The sequence below is a fragment of the Glutamicibacter sp. HZAU genome (assembly GCF_004100365.1).
GTDB lineage: Bacteria > Actinomycetota > Actinomycetes > Actinomycetales > Micrococcaceae > Glutamicibacter > Glutamicibacter nicotianae.
Window position 1 is genome coordinate 154546 of sequence record NZ_SCKZ01000004.1, and the last position, 18725, is coordinate 173270.

The 18725-nt window shown below is 62.0% G+C and carries 15 protein-coding genes and 1 pseudogene; 7 read left to right on the forward strand and 9 right to left on the reverse strand.

Features of this window, described 5'->3' with window-relative positions; all coding sequences use genetic code 11:
* The first annotated feature begins 30 nt into the window (after window positions 1-30).
* Both EKH49_RS07460 and EKH49_RS07465 read left to right on the forward strand, forming a co-directional pair.
* Window positions 31-690, forward strand: a complete 660-nt coding sequence (locus EKH49_RS07460) for a TetR/AcrR family transcriptional regulator (protein ID WP_121866796.1) — start codon at window positions 31-33, stop codon at window positions 688-690.
* Between the two features lie 51 nt (window positions 691-741).
* Window positions 742-2757, forward strand: a complete 2016-nt coding sequence (locus tag EKH49_RS07465; RefSeq protein ID WP_128470326.1) for an acyl-CoA dehydrogenase family protein — start codon at window positions 742-744, stop codon at window positions 2755-2757.
* A gap of 95 nt (window positions 2758-2852) precedes the next feature.
* Here the strand turns inward: EKH49_RS07465 and EKH49_RS07470 are convergent, their stop codons facing one another.
* On the reverse strand, window positions 2853-3341 hold the full coding sequence (locus EKH49_RS07470; RefSeq protein WP_330857420.1) for a VOC family protein: 489 nt from the start codon (window positions 3339-3341) through the stop codon (window positions 2853-2855).
* A gap of 281 nt (window positions 3342-3622) precedes the next feature.
* On the opposite strand from EKH49_RS07470, the pseudogene EKH49_RS07475 reads away from it, so the two are divergent.
* Window positions 3623-4054 (forward strand): annotated as a pseudogene (locus EKH49_RS07475) (IS110 family transposase); the annotation flags it as partial.
* A gap of 274 nt (window positions 4055-4328) precedes the next feature.
* Here EKH49_RS07475 and EKH49_RS07480 read toward each other — a convergent pair.
* Window positions 4329-4889, reverse strand: coding sequence for a hypothetical protein (locus EKH49_RS07480; protein WP_121866794.1), 561 nt, complete (start codon window positions 4887-4889; stop codon window positions 4329-4331).
* Between the two features lie 128 nt (window positions 4890-5017).
* Here EKH49_RS07480 and pepN point away from each other — a divergent pair, with 128 nt between their 5' ends.
* The gene (gene pepN / locus EKH49_RS07485) at window positions 5018-7663 is read left to right on the forward strand and encodes an aminopeptidase N (RefSeq protein ID WP_128470327.1); all 2646 of its coding nucleotides are present in this window, start codon (window positions 5018-5020) and stop codon (window positions 7661-7663) included.
* Between the two features lie 136 nt (window positions 7664-7799).
* Here the strand turns inward: pepN and EKH49_RS07490 are convergent, their stop codons facing one another.
* On the reverse strand, window positions 7800-8855 hold the full coding sequence (locus tag EKH49_RS07490) for a lipoate--protein ligase family protein (RefSeq protein ID WP_128470328.1): 1056 nt from the start codon (window positions 8853-8855) through the stop codon (window positions 7800-7802).
* 170 nt (window positions 8856-9025) lie between these two features.
* Here EKH49_RS07490 and EKH49_RS07495 point away from each other — a divergent pair, with 170 nt between their 5' ends.
* A complete protein-coding gene (locus EKH49_RS07495) occupies window positions 9026-10624 on the forward strand; it encodes an HNH endonuclease (RefSeq protein WP_128470329.1) in 1599 nt (532 codons plus the stop codon).
* A 432-nt stretch (window positions 10625-11056) separates the two neighbouring features.
* On the opposite strand, the gene EKH49_RS07500 is transcribed toward EKH49_RS07495, so the two are convergent.
* The 4 genes from EKH49_RS07500 to EKH49_RS07515 form a co-directional block, all read right to left on the reverse strand.
* Window positions 11057-11314 (reverse strand): type B 50S ribosomal protein L31, encoded by a 258-nt coding sequence (locus EKH49_RS07500; RefSeq protein ID WP_038991006.1) that lies wholly within the window; start codon window positions 11312-11314, stop codon window positions 11057-11059.
* A 145-nt stretch (window positions 11315-11459) separates the two neighbouring features.
* Window positions 11460-12281: a TrmH family RNA methyltransferase gene (locus EKH49_RS07505; RefSeq protein WP_128470330.1), complete on the reverse strand. Its 822-nt coding sequence runs from the start codon at window positions 12279-12281 to the stop codon at window positions 11460-11462.
* Between the two features lie 16 nt (window positions 12282-12297).
* Window positions 12298-13095 (reverse strand): sulfite exporter TauE/SafE family protein, encoded by a 798-nt coding sequence (locus EKH49_RS07510; protein ID WP_128470331.1) that lies wholly within the window; start codon window positions 13093-13095, stop codon window positions 12298-12300.
* 28 nt (window positions 13096-13123) lie between these two features.
* Window positions 13124-13909 (reverse strand): ABC transporter ATP-binding protein, encoded by a 786-nt coding sequence (locus tag EKH49_RS07515; RefSeq protein ID WP_128470332.1) that lies wholly within the window; start codon window positions 13907-13909, stop codon window positions 13124-13126.
* Window positions 13910-14098: 189 nt separating this feature from the next.
* On the opposite strand from EKH49_RS07515, the gene serB reads away from it, so the two are divergent.
* Together serB and EKH49_RS07525 are read left to right on the forward strand one after the other, a co-directional pair.
* Window positions 14099-15019, forward strand: a complete 921-nt coding sequence (gene serB / locus EKH49_RS07520) for a phosphoserine phosphatase SerB (protein ID WP_128470333.1) — start codon at window positions 14099-14101, stop codon at window positions 15017-15019.
* Between the two features lie 269 nt (window positions 15020-15288).
* Entirely contained in the window at window positions 15289-16929 is a 1641-nt protein-coding gene (locus tag EKH49_RS07525; protein ID WP_236641073.1) for a VanW family protein, read from the forward strand.
* A 156-nt stretch (window positions 16930-17085) separates the two neighbouring features.
* On the opposite strand, the gene EKH49_RS07530 is transcribed toward EKH49_RS07525, so the two are convergent.
* Both EKH49_RS07530 and EKH49_RS07535 read right to left on the reverse strand, forming a co-directional pair.
* Window positions 17086-17835 (reverse strand): SDR family oxidoreductase, encoded by a 750-nt coding sequence (locus EKH49_RS07530; protein ID WP_128470335.1) that lies wholly within the window; start codon window positions 17833-17835, stop codon window positions 17086-17088.
* Between the two features lie 34 nt (window positions 17836-17869).
* Window positions 17870-18592 (reverse strand): beta-ketoacyl-ACP reductase, encoded by a 723-nt coding sequence (locus EKH49_RS07535; protein ID WP_038991000.1) that lies wholly within the window; start codon window positions 18590-18592, stop codon window positions 17870-17872.
* Window positions 18593-18725: the final 133 nt, after the last annotated feature.

Here is an 18725-nt window from a genome sequence, read left to right on the forward strand (position 1 = left end):
TAACCAAGAGTACATGATACTCTGAGTTACGTGAACAAGATCACCGAAGAATTCGACCGCGAGACCGACGGCCGGGCAGCCCGCTGGGAAGCGCATCGCACCGCGCGCCACGAGGAGCTGCTCAAGCTGGCACGCAAGGCAGTGCACGAGCTCGGCCCGCAGGTCTCGATGGAAGACATCGCCGGGCACGCACGCACCTCCAAGCCCGTCTACTACCGGTACTTCGGAGACAAGGAAGGACTGCGCCAGGCGCTGAGCGCCATGGTGATCAACGACTTCCGCGAACGCGTCATCGCCGCGGGTCTGGCCAAGGAAGACGAAATCAGCGCGCTGCACGCGATGGTCTCCTCCTATCTGGGACTGGCCGACAACAGCCCCAACCTGTACTTCTTCGTGACCTCCGCCCCGCGCTCGGCCGATGACGAGTCGGCCGGGGCGCTGAACACCTTCTTCGAGGAGGCCTCCAGCTTGATGAGCGAACGCCTGCTCAAGCTCTACGACCAGCGCGCCACCGCCGCCACCCTCGATTTGTGGCCGCGTGCGGCCCTGGGCATGGTCCGCGCCGCCGGCGAGCAATGGCTGAGCCAGCCGCCCGGCGCCAATAAGCCGTCGCTGCAGTCGCTGGCCACCGAACTGACCAACTGGCTGGCCTACGGCATCGCCTCCACCCGGACACCGACAACCCGCTGAAGCACCTTGAGTGCATCCCTAACCCGACACCACCGAAATGAAAGGCACGCCATGAGCGAGAACCGCATCAACGTCACCGCCCTCTCCGAGCAGCTGCTCGGCCCCTACGCCGAAATCCGCAAGGCCTCGCGCGCCCGCGCCGCCAATCCGCAGCTGCAGCGCGACCCGCTGCTGGGCATGGACGAGCACCGCGAACGCGTCCTGGGCCAGCTGGGCATCCTCGTCGAGCAGGAAGCCGTGCAGCGTGCCTTCCCCAAGGAATTCGGCGGCTTCGATGACCACGGCGGCTCGCTGGCCGCCTTCGAGGAACTGGTGGCAGCCGACCCATCGCTGCAGATCAAGGCAGGGGTGCAGTGGGGCCTGTTCGCCGGAGCGATCCTGCACCTGGGCAGCGAAGAGCACCACGCCAAGTGGCTGCCGGATGCCATGAGCCTGAAGACCCCGGGCGCCTTCGCCATGACCGAGATCGGCCACGGCTCGGACGTCGCCTCCGTCGCCACCACTGCCACCTACGACGAAGCCACGGAGGAATTCGTCATCCACACCCCGTTCAAGGCCGCCTGGAAGGACTATCTGGGCAACGCCGCGCTGCACGGCAAGGCAGCCACCGTCTTCGCCCAGCTGATCACCAAGGGCGTGAACCATGGCGTGCACTGCTTCTACGTGCCGATCCGCGACGAGGACGGCAACTTCCTGGAAGGCGTGGGCGGTGAGGACGACGGGCTCAAGGGCGGGCTGAACGGCATCGACAACGGCCGGCTGCACTTCACCAACGTGCGTGTTCCGCGCACCAACCTGCTCAACCGCTACGGCAACGTGGACGCCGACGGCACCTATTCCTCGCCGATCCCCTCGCCGGGCCGCCGCTTCTTCACCATGCTCGGCACCCTCGTCCAGGGCCGCGTCTCGCTGGATGGCGCCGCCACCAACGCCTCGAAGATCGCCCTGCAGATCGCCGTAACCTACGGCAACCAGCGCCGCCAGTTCAACTCCACCTCGGACACCGAGGAAACCACACTGCTGGACTACCAGCGCCACCAGCGCCGGCTGATCACCCGGCTGGCCCGCACCTATGCCTCCTCCTTCGCCCACGACGGCCTGCTGGACAAGTTCGATGCGGTGTTCTCCGGCCGCGCTGACAGCGACGACGACCGCCAGGACCTGGAAACCCTCGCCGCCGCGCTGAAGCCGCTGAGCACCTGGGACGCACTGGACACCATCCAGGAATGCCGCGAAGCCTGTGGCGGCGCCGGCTTCATCGCCAAGAACCGCTTCACCCAGCTCTACGCCGACCTGGATGTTTACGTGACCTTCGAGGGCGACAACAATGTGCTGCTGCAGCTGGTGGGCAAGCGCCTGCTCACCGACTATGCGGCCGAGTTCCGCAAGCTCGACACCGGCGCGATGGCGCTGTACGCGGCCAAGCAGGCAGGCACCACCGCACTGCACCGCTCCGGGCTGCGCAGCGTGGGCCAGGCCTTCGCGGACATCTCCGATGAGCGCAAGAGCGCCAACTTCTTCAAGGACCCGGAGAACCAGCGAGCCTTGCTTACCGACCGCATCAATGCCAAGGTCGCCTCGGTAGCCAACGCCCTTCGCGCCGCCGGGAAGGACAAGGCCAAGGGCGCCGCCGCGTTCAACGAGAACCAGGACCTGCTGATCTCCGCGGCCCGCGATCACGGCCAGCTGCTGCGCTGGGAGGCATTCACCGCGGCACTGGAGAAGATCCAGGATCCGGCCACCGCCGAGGTGCTGACCTGGCTGCGCGATGTCTTCGCGCTGTCGCTGGTCGAGGACGACCTGGGCTGGTACCTGGCCAACGGCCTGCTCTCGATGCAGCGTGCGCGCACCCTGTCCGGCTACATCAACCGCCTGCTTGCCCGCCTGCGCCCGCACGCCCAGGACCTGGTCGACGCCTTCGGCTACACCCAGGACCACCTGCGTGCCGACATCTCCTCGGGCGGCGAAGCCGAGCGCCAGGATGAGGCCATGGAGTACTTCCGCAAGCTGCGCGCCAGCGACAATGCGCCGATCAGCGAGAAGTCCTTGCAGAAGGCCAAGCGGTAGCACCTGCCTGAGGACCAGCGCACCGGTGCCCGGCCCCGGGGGAATTTCCCCGGGGCCGGGCACCGGCCGGTTAACGGCAGCCGCGGCTGCTGGGATTAAATGTCCAGCCGCTGGGCCAGAGCCACGGTCAGCCCTTCGGGACCGCGCACATAGGCCATCTTCCAGACACCCTCGTATTCGCCGACGCCGCCGACCAGCCCATATCCCTGGGCTTCAAGGCCGGCGAGCATCTCCTGGAGGTCATCGACCTCGAACGCGATCGAACGCAGGCCGAGTTCATTGGCCATGGCGTGCGGGTTGCCCGGTTCGTGCGCCGGCTTCTCGAAGCTGGACAGCTCGATGCCGACGGAGGAATCCTCGGATTTGAGCATCACGATGGTCGTGCGCGAGTCCTTGACCCCGCACACGGTTTCCAGGAACTCGCCTTCCATCCCGTCGACTCTCCCCTCGACGTGCAGGCCCAGGCCGATGAAGAAGCCGGTCACCAGTTCGAGGTCTGCAACGGTGATGCCGACATGGTCAAAACGGATAATTCGTGGCATGGTGGTGGGCACGCTTTCCTCGATTGGCGACCAGTTAGCCACAGGGTACGCCAGCAATGTGCCCGGAACCAGCCCGTTACCTTGTTGATAGGTCCTTCACCCGAGGATGATAGGAACTGTCGGCCGGCCAATCCCGGCATGGTGTCTTGCGCCTGCTTATCCAATAGTCCGGGGGTGTTGCCACCGGGATTGGATGGCATCGAGGTGATTGCTGATTAGGGGCACGGCGCCAAAACGGACGCCAGTCATAACGTGGATGTAAGACTTTGCTACCGACGGTTGGCCGACCTTGAACAATTAATCGGTTCAAAGGAGCACCGGTCATGAAAACCGAAGACATCCAGATCTTCCTCGGCCTCGACGTCGGCAAAACCGACCACTGGGCCTGCGCCGTCATCCAAGACGGCACCAAAATCTGGAACAAGACCCTGCCCAACGACGAAACCTAACTCGCCGCCGTGCATCAAAAGCTGCTAGCTCAAGGACAGGTTCCGGTAGTCGTGGACCAGCCTGCCACCCTCGGCGCGCTCGCTGTTGCCATAGCCCAGAACCTCGAAATTCCGGTGGCCTACCTTCCCGGACTCTCGATGCGGCTCATCGTAGACATGTATCCCGGGACGGCGAAAACAGACGAAAAAGACGCCTTCATCATCGCCGACGCGGCACGCACCATGCCACACACCTTGCGCAGCATCCAAGTCTCCGACGAGGACGAAGCAACCCTGGGCATGCTCACCGGGTTCGATCTGGCGTTGCCCTTAGTCATAAAACCTCGTCGTCGAATTATGAGTAACTGAGCTACTCATAATCCTGCGTCCGATGTTTCTGGGAAACAACGAATCCATCCTCAATCCGCCTATCCACAGCTCCCCCGGACATGTAAAGCCCCGGCACCATGGCCGAGCTACCTCGAATTATTGTCCTCAGCCAGACGCAATAAACCGCCACCATCGCCGTGCCTTAATAGAACGGCGGCTGTGGTCTTGGGCAGAACCTCCCGAACACCGCAGCCACCGGAATCTTCGCGGACTACAGCCCGTCGACCTCGACCAGGCCGCGACGGGTAGGCACCGGAGCCACGTGCGTGCCGTTGGCCGCGACCCGCTGTACCGACAGCAAGCGTGAAGCGGGTCCATCCGCGGTCTGCAGGATCCACGGGCCGACCATCAGGTAGCCGCGGTCCTTTTCGGCCTCGGTGACCACACCGGTCACCACGAAATCGCCGTATGGTTCTTGGCTGAAGGAAGCGACCACCAGATCGCCGTGGGACAGCTCGGACACCTCGATGTCCTCCGGGGCGAAGTCGCCCTCGAAGACCGCAGGAAAGGCGCGAACATCCTTGTCCGGCTGGCGCTGCATGATCTCGCCGCCATCGGCATCCTTGGCCTTCTTCTTCGCCGCGGCCGCGTTCAGCCCGCCGACCATCACGTCATCGAGCACCGTCGCGTGCGCGGCCCCGGTGATCAGGAAGTTGCCGAAGCGTTCGGTCTTGTAGAGCACCGAGAGGACATCGCCGCCCTGGACCTCGCCGAAGGCCGCTTTCATGCCCGCTACGTCGCGCTTGGAAGGGCCTTTGATAAAGACGTCCACTGTTTTCTCCATCCTCACAGGTGTTTGCACAGACCCATCAAGCCTAGCGCAGGAAGGCCTGGCGCCGGAGAACCGTGGAAATCCAGTAAAAAACCCTAAAGCATTCGTTTCACAGCTAAGCTGGGATGGTGGACACACTTCAACGCTATGCACCCAATGAAAACCTCAGGCGCGACGAAGCGGCCTGGCGCGCACGGAATATCGAATGGCACTTCGCCGAAGTCCAGCTCGACCTGGCCAATGCCGCCGACCGCAACGCCACCAGCTTCACCTCGATCACCACGCTGAACTTCAGCTCCAGGGAACCGGCGACCTTCATCGACTTCATCCACGAATCGGTGGCCGAGGTGCTGGTTAACGGCACCGCGATCGATGTGGATTCCGCCGTGCTTGATGCGCGCATCTACCTCGATAACCTGCGCACCGATGCCCCGAACACCGTGAAGATCACCGGCCAGGCCATCTACTCGCGCTCCGGCGAGGGCCTGCACCGCTTCGTGGATCCGCAGGACGGCGAAACCTACCTCTACACCCAGTTTGAGCCTTCCGAGGCGCGCCGCGTCTTCGCCTGCTTCGAGCAGCCGGATCTGAAGACCAGCTACCGCTTCACGCTCACCGGTCCGGCCGACTGGCACCTGGCCAGCAACCAGCCGATCGTCGATGAGGTCGTGAACGAGGACGGCACCAAGACCGTCGCCTGCTCCCCCACACCTAAGATCTCCTCCTACATCACCGCGGTGCTGGCCGGCCCGTACCACGTGGTGCGCGGCGAGCACGTGCAGAAGCTGGCCGACGGCGAAGAGCTGGCCATTGACATGGCAGCCACCTGCCGCGCGTCACTGGCCGAGCACTTCGACGGCGAGGAAATCATCAAGCTGACCAGCCAGGGCCTGGACTACTACCACGAGCTGTTCGACTACCCCTACCCGTGGGGCAAGTACGACTCGGCGTTCGTCCCCGAGTACAACCTGGGCGCCATGGAGAACCCGGGCCTGGTCACGTTCACCGAACGCTACGTGTTCACCTCGCACGCCACCGAAGGCCAGTACGAGCAGCGCGGCAACACCCTGATGCACGAGATGGCGCACATGTGGTTCGGCGACCTGGTCACCATGAAGTGGTGGGATGACCTGTGGCTCAAGGAATCCTTCGCCGACTACATCGGCACCCTGGCCAACGACGAGGCCACCGACTTCACCACCGCCTGGACCACCTTCGCCGCGCGCCGCAAGGCCTGGGCCTACGTCGCGGACCAGATGCCCACCACGCACCCGATCGTCGCCGACATCCCCGATCTGCTGGCAGCGGACCAGAACTTCGATGGCATCACCTACGCCAAGGGCGCGTCCGTGCTCAAGCAGCTGGCCGCCTTCGTTGGCGCCGATGCCTTCCGCGACGCCGCCCGCGCCTACTTCCGCAAGCACGCTTACGGCAACACCTCGCTGGAGGACTTCCTCGAAGCGCTGGAAGCCGCCAGCGGCCGCGACATGGGCCAGTGGGCCGACGCCTGGCTGAAGACCAGCGGCGTGCCGAAGCTGCATGTCCAGTACGACACCGACGAGTCGGGCACCATCACCTCAGCTTCGCTGATCCAGTCGGGCACCGACCCGGTTACCGGAGCGCCGATCGCCCGCCCGCACGTGCTCTCCGTGGGCGCCTACGAGCTGGACTCGGGCAAGCTGCAGCGCACCGATTCGGTGCAGGTGGAGCTGGCCGGCGAACAGGTGGCCCTGGACTTCCTTATCGGCCGCACGGTCCCGGACCTGCTGCTGCCCAACGACGGCGACGAGACCTACGCGCTGATCGAATTCGACCCGGTCTCGCGCGCCACCTTGCTTGGCCACCTTTCGGGGCTGACCGACTCGCTGCCGCGCGCCACCTGCTGGGCCTCGCTGTGGGATGCGGTGCGCTCGGCCACGCTCGACGCGCAGAGCTATGTGCAGGCCATTCTGGATCACGCGCACACCGTCACCGATGCCGGCGTCTTCGGGGTGCTCACCGACCAGCTGGCCACCTCGATCGCCAAGTACGTGGCTCCCGAGCTGCGCGCCGGGCTGCGCCAGCAGGCAGCCGCAACGCTCACCGGATGGCTGACCGAATTCGAGGCCGGCAGCGACCAGCAGACCACCACCGCGCGCACCCTGGTCCGCCTGGCCCGCTCCGGCGTGGCTCCCGAGGTGCTCGATGCGTTCCTCGGCGAGCAGCCCAACGCCTACCAGGTCACCGTCGACGAGCAGCTGCTCTGGGGTTCCTACATCGCGCTGTCCGCCGCCGGCCGGCTCGATGAAGCCGCCGAAGCACGCATGCACGAGGCGGCCAAGGCCAACCCCACCAGCGTGGCGCAGAACTCGGTACGCACCGCACTGGCCGCCCGCCCGGACCCGCAGGCCAAGGACACCGCTTTCGATACCGTGCTGATGGCCCGCGATGAGCAGGGCGAACTGTCCAACGACGCCCTCTCGGCTACCGCGCTGGGCTTCACCCTGGGTTCGGCCGCACTGCTGGCCCCGTTCGAGGAGCGCTACTGGGCCGCGATCCTGCCGGTCTTCGAGACCATGGGCATGGAATTCGCCACCCGCGTGATCGAAGGGCTGTATCCAGGCCACCAGGATCTTCAGGGCTCGGTCGAGCAGAACAAGGCGCTGGCCGCCGCCACCACTTGGCTCGAACGCCACGAGGGCGCCCCGGCCGCACTCAAGCGCATCCTGCTGGAGGAACGCGCCGAGCTGCAGCGCTCGCTGCAGGCCCAGGCCTACAGCCGCGCCAGCCGCTAGCCGATAGCCGATAGCCGCTGGCGCTCCAAGCCGGTCCGCTGCTTCACCAAGCAGCGGGCCGGCTTTTGCCGCCAAAAACGAAGCAAGGGCCGGTTCTCGATGCGGAATCGAGAACGGGCCCTTGGATCCTGCCGTCTTATGGAACGCGTGCGGTCCACTGCTCGGTGGCGAATTTGGCAGCCGCCAGCTCTTGCGCCGCTTGGCGGGATTCGGCATCCAGCTGTGCCGGCTTGGCACCGGTGCGCTTGGCGAAGGTATCCATCATGACCTTGATGATCTCCATGCGTTCCAGCTGGGTCTGCGACTTCAGCGGATCAACGCGCTTGACCGCCGAGGCGATGCCCTTGTCGGAAATCTTCTCGCGGCCGATCCGCAGCACCTGGGTCATCTTCTGCGCATCGATGTCGTAGCTCATCGTGACGTGGTGCAGCATGGCGCCATTGGCCAGGCGCTTCTGCGCGGCGCCGCCGATCTTTCCGGCCGGGGTGGCAATGTCGTTCAGCGGCTTGTAGTGCGCCTTCAGCCCGATGCTTTCCAGCGCTTCCATCACCCATGCGTCCAGGAACGGGTAGGAGTCGGCAAAGCTCATGCCGTCGACCAGTGATTCGGGCGCGTACAGCGAGTAGGTGATGCAGTTGCCGGCTTCCATGAACATCGCCCCGCCACCGGAAATCCGCCGCACCACCTGGATGCCATGCTTTTCAGCTTGCTCCATGTCGACTTCGTTCTGCAGCGACTGGAAGGAACCAATGACCACGGCGCCTTCGCTCCAGTCCCAGAAACGGATCGTCGGCTTGCGCGTGCCCTTGGCGATTTGCCGGGTCAGCACCTCATCCAGCGCCACCTGCTCGGTGATGGGGATGATCTCTGGACCTAGGATTTCCCATTCGTGGTCTTCCCACTTGGTGGCATGGCCCAGCGCGCGACGGACAACGCGCGCAACGGCGTCCTCGTCGAATCCGAACATCACTGCGCCTTCGCGCAGGTTCTCGGTTACCGCCGTGCGAATGGTGCTGTGGCTGGCATCGGTTGGCAGGCCGCGGATCGCATCGTTCAGGTCGTCGAGCGCGTCGTCCGGCTCCAGGAAGAAGTCGCCATTCAAGGACACTTCGGTGATCACGCCGTCGGCGGTATCCAGGTCTACAACGACTAATTTGCCACCGACTACCTTGTATTCACCATGATGCATCATGGTTTCATTCTATCCCCGGCCACCGGCGAGTCGAATCCGGGCAGCGGTGGACTCGACGGTTTCCGGTCGACGAACACCCCAACGATAACAATCGAAGAAATTTTCGAAAAGGCATCCACAATCCGCGGATTTCCGTGCCAAAATGTCCGACCCCAGCCAGAGAATTAACTATGGCTATACCCGACTTCATCCAAGACGACGATGATGAGCATCGTCTGCCGCTGCTCCCGGCCGGCACCCGCACAGAATCCCACAAGGATTCTTTCTTCAGCGATCGCATCGAACATCAATTGTTCTATGGTCCTGTGAAACGCATGGCCGATGAGCTTTACGACGCGGGGCCGCTCAATGGCCCTCGCGACGCCCTCGAACGGCTGAAAATGATCCAGCGCCTGCAGAGCAGCCTTGATGCGCTGACCTCAGTGCTGCTGGCCGACTCGGCCGAACAAGTCAGTGAATCATTGGCCGATACCATTGCCACGCAGGACTCGAACACCGAGGAGGAGGAACGCGAAGCACGGCGAAGCGCAGAATACTACGGCATCGACCGTGGCAGCGATCAGGTGATCAACTCCAACCTCATCGCGGAAGCGTCCGTCGCCCTGCGCGAGAGCCCGCGCAAGGTAGCCAAACGCATGTTCCATGCCAAGGGACTCCGCTACGTTTGCAAGGACACTCTCATGGCCCTGGCCGCAGGCGGGATCACCGTTAAGGCTGCTCACGACATTGTGAAGTACGCCCAAGACTTGCTCCCGGAGCAGATCAGCCAGATGCAACACCTCTTATTGCCCATGGCCAAGACAGCGTCGGATGACGCTATATACCAACGCGCGCGCCGGTTCCATGACCGGATGCGCCCCGAGTCTGCCGAGCAAAGGCGCAAGAAGTCCGAGGAGCATCGCAGGCTCACGTTGCAGGATGACGAGAACGGAATGTCCACGCTCAAGTACTGCAACAGCGCCGCTGTGGTTCATTCAATCAAGAACTCCGTGAAATGGGTGGCTGACCAGCACAACGATCCGGAGGATCCCCGTACCCGGGAGCAAATAGAAGCCGATGCCTTTGCCGACATCATCCTCAATGGCTGGCCAGGCCATGAAGGCACACCCCTGAAACCTCGCGTATCCATTACGATTCCCGCGGTCGAGATGCTGGCAGATCCTTCCAGGACCGTGGCCGATCTGGAAGGCTACGGTCCCATTCCGCTGGGTGCCGCGCTGCAGTTGGCCAAGGACGCGCCTTCGTTCCAGCGAGTATTGACCGACCCGTGGACTGGCGCCGCAATAGATGTCGAGCGCAGGAAATACCGGCCCACGCAGGGCCTCAAGGACCTGCTGAGGAATCGTGATGAGCATTGCTGCTTCCCTGCCTGCCGACGTCCAGCAGATCGCTCGGAGGTAGACCATATCGATGACTGGGCTCACGGAGGGCACACGACAAGGGAGAATACCCAGCTCCTGTGCAAGCAGCATCAAATGTTCAAGCATGCGTTGGGCTGGAAAGTTGTTGCTCGGCCCGATGGGTCAAAAATGTGGGTGACACCGCATGGCCTGAATTCCATTGTGGTTCCGGGCAGCGTAAAGCGCGTAGATCAGTTCGATCATGTGAGCGATCATTGCCCGGAGCGCCCCAGGGTCATCCCCTTGCCTCATGTCCGATTGACGCCCGAAGTGCGCAGGGTACTCGGGCTCAAGCCGCACATCGACATTCCGGAAAAGAGTCCAGGAACCGAACCGCCGCACATGGGCGGACAACGGGAAACAGGCTGAGTGCCCTAGCCCGGATGATCGATCTTGGGTGACAAATTTTTTCAGTCACCAGCAGCACCACACCACCCATGAAAACCCTTCAGGCAACCGCAATGGAGCCGGTTGCCCAGCTCGATGCGACCAAAATCGATTCTCCGGGAGGCCAGCGCACACTTTTTGCTGTCGCCGCCAGTAGACCCCTACAGCCTTCGCCGCATTAAGCGCCCTGCCTACGCCACTGACAGAATTTTTCAGTCAGTCACGTCTTCACCTGACGATCAAGACACCTGGCGCGTCGCACGTTGCGTTCAACGGCGTCCCGCCGATTTTTCAGTGAAAACTTTTTTCAGTCATTGCCGGTCCGGCATCCGGTGATGGCCAGTCCGTTAAAGCAGCGACGGCGTGCTTCCAGAAACTGGAAACACGCCGCGAAAGCTTGCTAGGGGCGAAGTATTACTTCTTGCCGCCGAAGCCCTTGAAGCGGGCGTTGAAGCGCTCGACACGACCAGCGGTGTCCATGATGCGCTGCTTGCCGGTGTAGAACGGGTGCGAAGCTGCCGAGATTTCGACGTCGATTACTGGGTAAGTGTTGCCATCTTCCCATTCGATGGTCTTGTCCGACTTAGCGGTCGAACGGGTCAGGAACTTTTCGCCGGATGCCAGGTCGTTGAAGACAACCGGGCCGTACTGTGGATGGATATCAGCCTTCATAGCTATACACCTTTTGCTTATGGCCACTGGATTTTGCCAGCAGCTACTTACTCGGAAATTGTGTCCCGCATTCAGGGCTCCACGTAGAAACCTCAAAGCACAGACAGTCCATCCTATCGCAAAATCGACGGCTGCAGAAACGTTCTCAGCGTGGCGCGGAGCACAAATGCCAGAACGCAATCGCGCTTGCGGCACCCACGTTCAGCGAATCCACACCCCGGTGCATCGGGATGATCACGGTCCGGTCAACGGTGGCGAGGGCTTCATCGGTCACTCCCCTGCCTTCATTGCCCAATATCATCGCTGCCTTCTGCCCAGCCTTGATCTCCACTTCGTTCAACGGGATCGCGTCATCGGTCAGCTCCATGGCGAGCATCTCATAGCCATGCTTCTTCAGCGTCTGGAGATCTCCTGGCCAGGACTGCATCCGTACCCACGGAAGGTCGAAGACCGTCCCCATCGAGACGCGCGCGCTGCGCCGGTACCAGGGGTCAACGCATTTAGGGGTGAGCAGCACTGCATCGACCCCGAGGCCCGAGGCCGAGCGGATAATTGCGCCAAGATTCGTATGGTCTGCGATGTCTTCCAAGATGGCAATCCGGGAACTGGCCTCAAGCACTTCGTCCAGGTCCAGCGGTTCGGGACGATTCATCGCGGCCATGGCGCCGCGGTGCAGGTGGAAGCCCACCAGGTCCTGAAGCTGCCGGTCGTCCCCGATGAAAATCGGCGCGTCCGGGAATTGGTTGAATTCCTCGGCCAGCTGGTCCAGATGCTTTTCAGCGAGCAGGAAGCTGCGTGGCACATGGCCTGCATTGATCGCACGCTGGACAACTTTGGTGCTCTCGGCAATGTAGAGGCCGTTTTCAACGTCGCTGCGCATGCGCAGATGCGCCTCCGAGAGCCGGAGATACTCGTCGAGGCGGGGATCTTCCAGATCCGCCACCTGCAGGATCCGTTCAGGATTCATGATTTCTGACACGAAGCTACACCAGCTTGTAGAGCATGTTGCCCAAGGCGATCAGCCCCAAGACGACGATGACGGCGCGCAGCCAGCCCGGTGAGAGCTTGCGGCCAATCTTGGCACCGATGAAACCGCCGATCAGCGAGCCGACGGCGATCAGCAGGACGATGATCCAGTGGATGCGTTCCGGCGCGATGATCAGGTACATCGCGGCCGCCACAAGGTTCACGATCAAGGAAAGGATCACCTTGATGGCGTTGGACTGCTGCAGCGAAGCGTGCAGGAAAACACCGAATACGGCCATCAGCAGCACGCCCTGCGCCGCGGTGAAGTAGCCGCCGTAGACACCGATCAGGAACACGAGGATATACAGCACCAATGGAATCGGCGCGCGGTCGGCATCATCCGGGTCGGTGCCGCCGGAGGCGGCCTGGCGGGTCTTCGCCCACTTGGAAAGCCGAGGCTGGAAGATCACCAAGACCAGCGCGCACACGAGCAGCACCGGCGCTACGATGCCGAAGACCGACTCCGGCAAATTCAAGAGCAGCAATGACCCGATCAACCCGCCGACCAGCGATACCGGCACGAGCTTGAGCAGAGTTTTCTTGACGCTGGCAGCTTCCCGACGGTACCCCCAGGCACCAGAGAATCCGCCGGCGACCAGGCCCATGGCGTTGGATACAACGGCATTCACCGGTGCCGTGCCCAACGCCACGAGAATGGGGAAAGTGACCAAGGTGCCCGACCCGACGACGGTGTTGATAGTTCCGGCCCAGAGTCCTCCAAGGAAGATCAGGGCTTCACGCCAAAATTCGATCACGTGGTGCTTTCCCCTTTAGTTGTTGCTGTTAGCTGCGTGCGAAAGCCGAATAGCGTCCACCTTCACGGCGCAGGCTCAGCGGCACGCCGTAGGTTGCTTCCAGGTTTTCTTCGTTGAGCGTGGAGTCGATCTCGCCAGCGGCGACGACTTCGCCGTCACGCATCATCAAGATGTGGGTGAATCCCGCTGGCACCTCTTCAAGGTGGTGGGTCACCAGAACCAGTGCTGGAGCATCCTCGTCGGCTGCCAGTTCAGCCAGTCTGCCAACCAGGTCTTCGCGACCGGCAAGATCCAGGCCAGCTGCCGGCTCATCGAGGATCAGCAGCTCGGGATCGGTCATCAAGGCACGGGCGATCAGCACGCGCTTGCGTTCGCCTTCGGAAAGCTTGCCGAAAGGCTGGTTCATGAAGGTCGACATGCCCCAGTTGTGCAGCAGGTGGAAAGCACGGCGCTCATCGAGCTTCTCGTACTTCTCGCGCCAGCGGCCGGTCATGCCGTAGGCGGCAGTGAGCACCACGTTCAACGCGGTTTCGTTGGCTGGAATGGAGTTGGCAACCAGGGCCGAGCTCAGGCCGATCAGCGGACGCAGATCGAAGACCGAAACCTTGCCCAAGCGTTCACCAAGAATATCCGCGGTACCGCGGGTGGGGTGCAGCCGAGTAGCTGCGATGTTCATCAAGGTCGACTTGCCGGCGCCATTGGGGCCGATCACAATCCACCGCTGTCCTTCTTTGACTTCCCAGGACACGTCCTTGAGCAGTTCTTTTCGCCCGCGTACAACGCTGACATCTTTGAAAGTTAGCACTTCGCTCATGGTATTCAAGATTAGACTTTCCACCCCTGTTTCACTAATCGGAAATGCCGTGCAAGACTCAAAAATCAGCGGATTGACCTGCATCGCCTCCTGTTGCAATGCCAGTTCACGCCCATCGGACCGGTGCCTGCGCCCGGGGCCAACACGTCATGTTTGGTCGTAATCACCGGGGCAATGAAAAATGGTTGCATGGCTTCATCATTGGTTTTCGCATCCCGCCCATCCCTTTCACGCACCGACTTCGCCGCTGTCCTTCAGCGGGCAACGGGAGCCGGACTGATTCCGGACGCCGACGAAAGCCGGATCAAAACCAAGGATGAGCGTTTGGTTGCCAAATTCCGCATCGAGCAGGCCGATCACGCTCAGTTGCAGCAGGCTGCCAAGCAATTCGTCGATACCCTGGTCGCCGAGGGGGCACTGGATTATGCGGACTTGTGCGTAGCTGCGGTTCCTGCCGGGCTTACCGAGGCGCCACAGCTCCTGCTGCTGATGGATGTCGATTCCACCTTGATCAAGCAGGAAGTCATCGAATTGCTCGCCGCCCACGCTGGTCGGGAAGAAGAAGTGGCTGCGGTGACCGAGGCCGCGATGCGCGGCGAATTGGACTTCGCCCAATCCTTGATCCAGCGCGTAGCTACTTTGAAGGATCTGCCAGTTGATGTCCTCGCCGAGGTTGGCCAGCGCATTATCTTCTCCGACGGCGCCGAATCCCTGGTCAAGCGGTTCCATGCGGCCGGGCACAAGGTCGGCGTAGTTTCCGGCGGGTTCCAGCAGATTCTGGATCCGTTGGCTGCCCACCTCGGACTGGACCATGCGCTGGCCAACACCTTGGGGATTACCGGAGGAATTCTAGACGGTACCGTTCACGGCCAGATTGTCGACCGTGAAATGAAGGAAACAATGCTGCGCGCTTGGGCGCAGGAGCACCAGATCCCGATGTCTGCAACGATCGCCGCCGGAGATGGCGCCAACGACCTCGCCATGGTTGCCGCCGCAGGATTGGGTGTTGCTTTCAACGCGAAGCCTGCCCTGCGCGACGAGGCGGACGTTCGTCTGGACTTCTCGCGCCTGGATGCCATCGCCGACCTGGTTCTCGATGATTTGGCTTAGCGGAATCCAACAACTGCATAACGATTATGCGCTCACCGGCTTTTGATATCTCGATCGGTTGTTCCAGCAGTTAGTATTTCTATTGACGCGTGCAACGGCTTGAGGCATTAGCCTTAGCCACGCGCCGAGCCCCCATCGCTTTCGAAAGAGCTACTAGACCAGTGCAGACCCCCTCCCCGGACAGTTCCTCATCTACGCCTTCTCACTCTCAGCAGGACAAGAAAAAGCAGAAGGGCAAGGCCAAGCCTTGGATCATTGCCGGTTCTTGCGTGGCAGCCGTAGCCGCAGCATATTTCGGCGGAGCAGCCTTTGTCAGCTCCCAGGTCCCGGCCAACGCCTCCATTGCGGGTGTGAACATCGGTTCCATGAACAAGGACCAGGCTCGCGCCGAGCTGGAACGCGAGGTTCTCCCCCTGGCTCAGAAGCCAGTGGATGTCACTGTCAACGGTGAAAAGTACACACTGGATCCCGCCAAAGCCGGTCTGGAACTGAACGTTGAAGACACCGTCAATGAACTGACGTCCTACGAAATCAACCCGGTCAAGCTCTACGAACGCCTCACCGGCGAGTTCCACGTCACCCCTGCTGTAGACGTTGACGAGGATAAGCTGGCTGCGCAGCTCGATGCACTGGCCAAGAAGGCCAACGCCGAGGTTGCCGAAGGAACCATCGAATTCGAGGACGGCACCTCCAAGCTGACCAAGCCCGTTGACGGCGTCGCGCTGAAGACCGAGGAAGCCGCCGATTTGATCAGCGACGACTGGGAAATTGCCGGCCCTGCGATCGCCCTGCCGGCCGAAGTCATCAAGCCGCAGATTTCTGCCGACACCCTGCAGGCGTTCTACGACAAGGACGTCAAGGCGCTGCTGAAGGACGAAGTCACCCTGGCCTCGGGCAAGAAGAAAGCTACCATCTCGGTCGCATCCATTGCCGCGGCAGCGAGCTACGCGCCCAAGGACGGTGCTCCGGCGATCGCCTTGGACGACAAGAAGCTCTACAAGGCGGCAACGAAGAACTCCGATCTTTCCAGCACCGCCAAGGATGCGCAGATCGTCTTGAAGGACGGCAAGCCTTCGATCATCAAGTCCTCCAAGGGCATCTCGCTGGAGACCAAGGGCCTGGGTGCCAAGGTCTTGGCAGCTACGGCCGCCAAGAATCGTACTGCCGAAGTCGAGATGACCGAGAAGGAAGCGGACTTCACCACCGCAGATGCGAAGAAGCTTGGCATCAAGGAACCGATCGTCACCTTCTCCACCCCGTACCCTGCCTCAGATACCGTGCGCACCAAGAACCTGCGTGCCGGTTCGGCTCGCGTCAACGGGGACATCATCAAGCCGGGCGAACGCTTCTCGCTGCTCGAAGCCCTGGGCCCGATCACCGTGGCCAACGGCTACTACAGCTCCGGGGTTGTGGAAAGCGGCTTCAGTACCGAAGCCGTTGGCGGCGGGCTCTCGCAGATCTCCACCCAGATGTACAACGTCGGCTTCCTGGCCGGCTACGACGACATCACCCACAAGCCGCATTCGCGCTGGTTCGAACGCTACCCTGCAGGACGCGAAGCTACCCTGTGGGAAGGCCAGATCGACATGATCTGGGAGAACAACACCCCCTACGGCGTGATGATCCAGGCATGGGTTTCGGGCGACAAGGTCAATACCCGCCTGTGGTCCACCAAGTACTGGGATGTCTCGCAGAAGAGCTCGGGCAAGTACAACCTGACCAACCCGGAAACCAAGTACAACCCGGCCGAGAAGTGCGTCTCGGAGTCCGGTGGCAAAAAGGGCTTCAGCATCGATATCACCCGTTACCGGGAGACCATCGACGGCTCCAAGAAGCTGCCGGCCGAAACCAAGAGCTGGACCTACAGCCCATGGCATAAGATCGTCTGCGGCGAAAAGCCGAAGGACTAGATCACCGATTAGATCTAGCCGAATCGCCGGGCACCTCCATTAGGAGAGGTACCCGGCGATTTTTATGTCCACTGTTGCGGCCACGGCACGAAAAAGCTGGCGGCCGGAACCCTGAAACAGGATCCCGGCCGCCAGCTGATGCGGTTGCTGAGGGGCCTACTTGCCCGACTGCTTCAGGAAGTCTCCTGCGCCGCCCACCAGCTCGGTGTGGCCGGTCTCGACGTCGGCGAAGACCATCTTGGCTACCTCGGCACCGAACTCCTCAACGGAGTACAGCTTGCCGGCAGCTTCGCGGCGGGCGTCGATGGCACCTGGCTCCATGCGGTTGAGCAGGGTTGCGGTGATCGTGCCTTCGATCATGTCGCCGGAAACCACCACGAAGGTGATGTTCTTCTCGGCCAGCTCCGGGATCATTTCACGCAATGCATCTTCGCCGGCTCGCTTGGACTTCGCTACAGCGTCATAGGCATCCATGGTGCTCACTTCGTTGATGAAGTGCGCCTGGTGGCTGGTCACGAAGACCACGCGGCCGCCCTCGCTGAGCTTGGGCAGCGCAGCCTGGAGCATGGCGACCTGCGCGTCGCGGTTCAGGCGCAGCGCGTAGTTCTCGCCCATGGAGGTTTCCATGCCGCCTGAAGCGTTCAGCACGACGACGTCCAGCGAACCGAAATTCTCCACGGCGGCGTCGACCAGAGCCTGCGGCCCCTCGGCCGAGGTCAGGTCTGCGCCGACGGCCACTGCCTTGCCGCCCTTTTCCTCAATGGCGGCGACAATCTTGTTGGCGCGTGGGGCCTTGGCGCGGTAGTTGACCACGACGCCAATGCCCTGCTCGGCCAGCAGCTGTGCGGTGACTGCACCGATGCCGCGGGAGGAACCGGTAACAATGGCACCTTTGAATTCACTCATGGTGATGCTCCTTTAGATCTCTTGCTTAAAACTTCTAGTGGCCCATGCCCAGGCCGCCGTCAACCGGGATTACGGCTCCGGAGATGTACGCTGCTTCATCGCTGGCGATCCAGCGGACAACGTTGGCAACTTCTTCGGGCTCAGCAAAGCGGTTGGCCGGAATGCTTTCGAGGTATCCCTTCTGGGTTTCCTCTGGCAAGACGGCGGTCATTTCGGTGTTGATGAAGCCCGGAGCGACGACGTTGGCGGTGATGCCGCGCGAACCCAGTTCGCGGGTCAGCGAGCGGGCGATGCCGACCAGGCCGGACTTCGAAGCCGCGTAGTTGATCTGGCCTGGCGAGCCGTACAGGCCCACGACCGAGGAGATCAGCACGACGCGGCCGCGCTTGAGCCGGATCATGCCCTTGGATGCGCGCTTGATCACGCGGAAGGCGCCGGTGAGGTTGGTATCGATGACCGAGGTGAAGTCGTCTTCGCTCATGCGCAGCAGCAAGGTGTCCTTGGTGACTCCTGCATTGGCGACAAGAACTTCCACCGGACCGTGCGCAGCTTCAACTTCCTTGAAGGCAGCGTCGATGGACTCGCTGTCGGTGACATCAGCCTTGACGCCGAGCAGTCCGGCCGGAACCTCTCCACTGCGGTATGTGATGGCCACCTTGTCGCCGTTGGCTTCGAATGCACGCGCAATAGCAAGTCCGATTCCGCGGTTGCCGCCGGTCACGAGGACGCTGCGGCCAGTGGTTGGTTCCGTAGTCAATGTATTTCTCCATTCATGCGCTCGAGTTCCTGGCATGGAAAATCCCTCCATTGGCCGGCCGAAAACGCACTTTGCCTAGTTAAGTAGCTACTCCGTGAACAATCCTATTAGTTACTCACCAGTTTTACCGCTT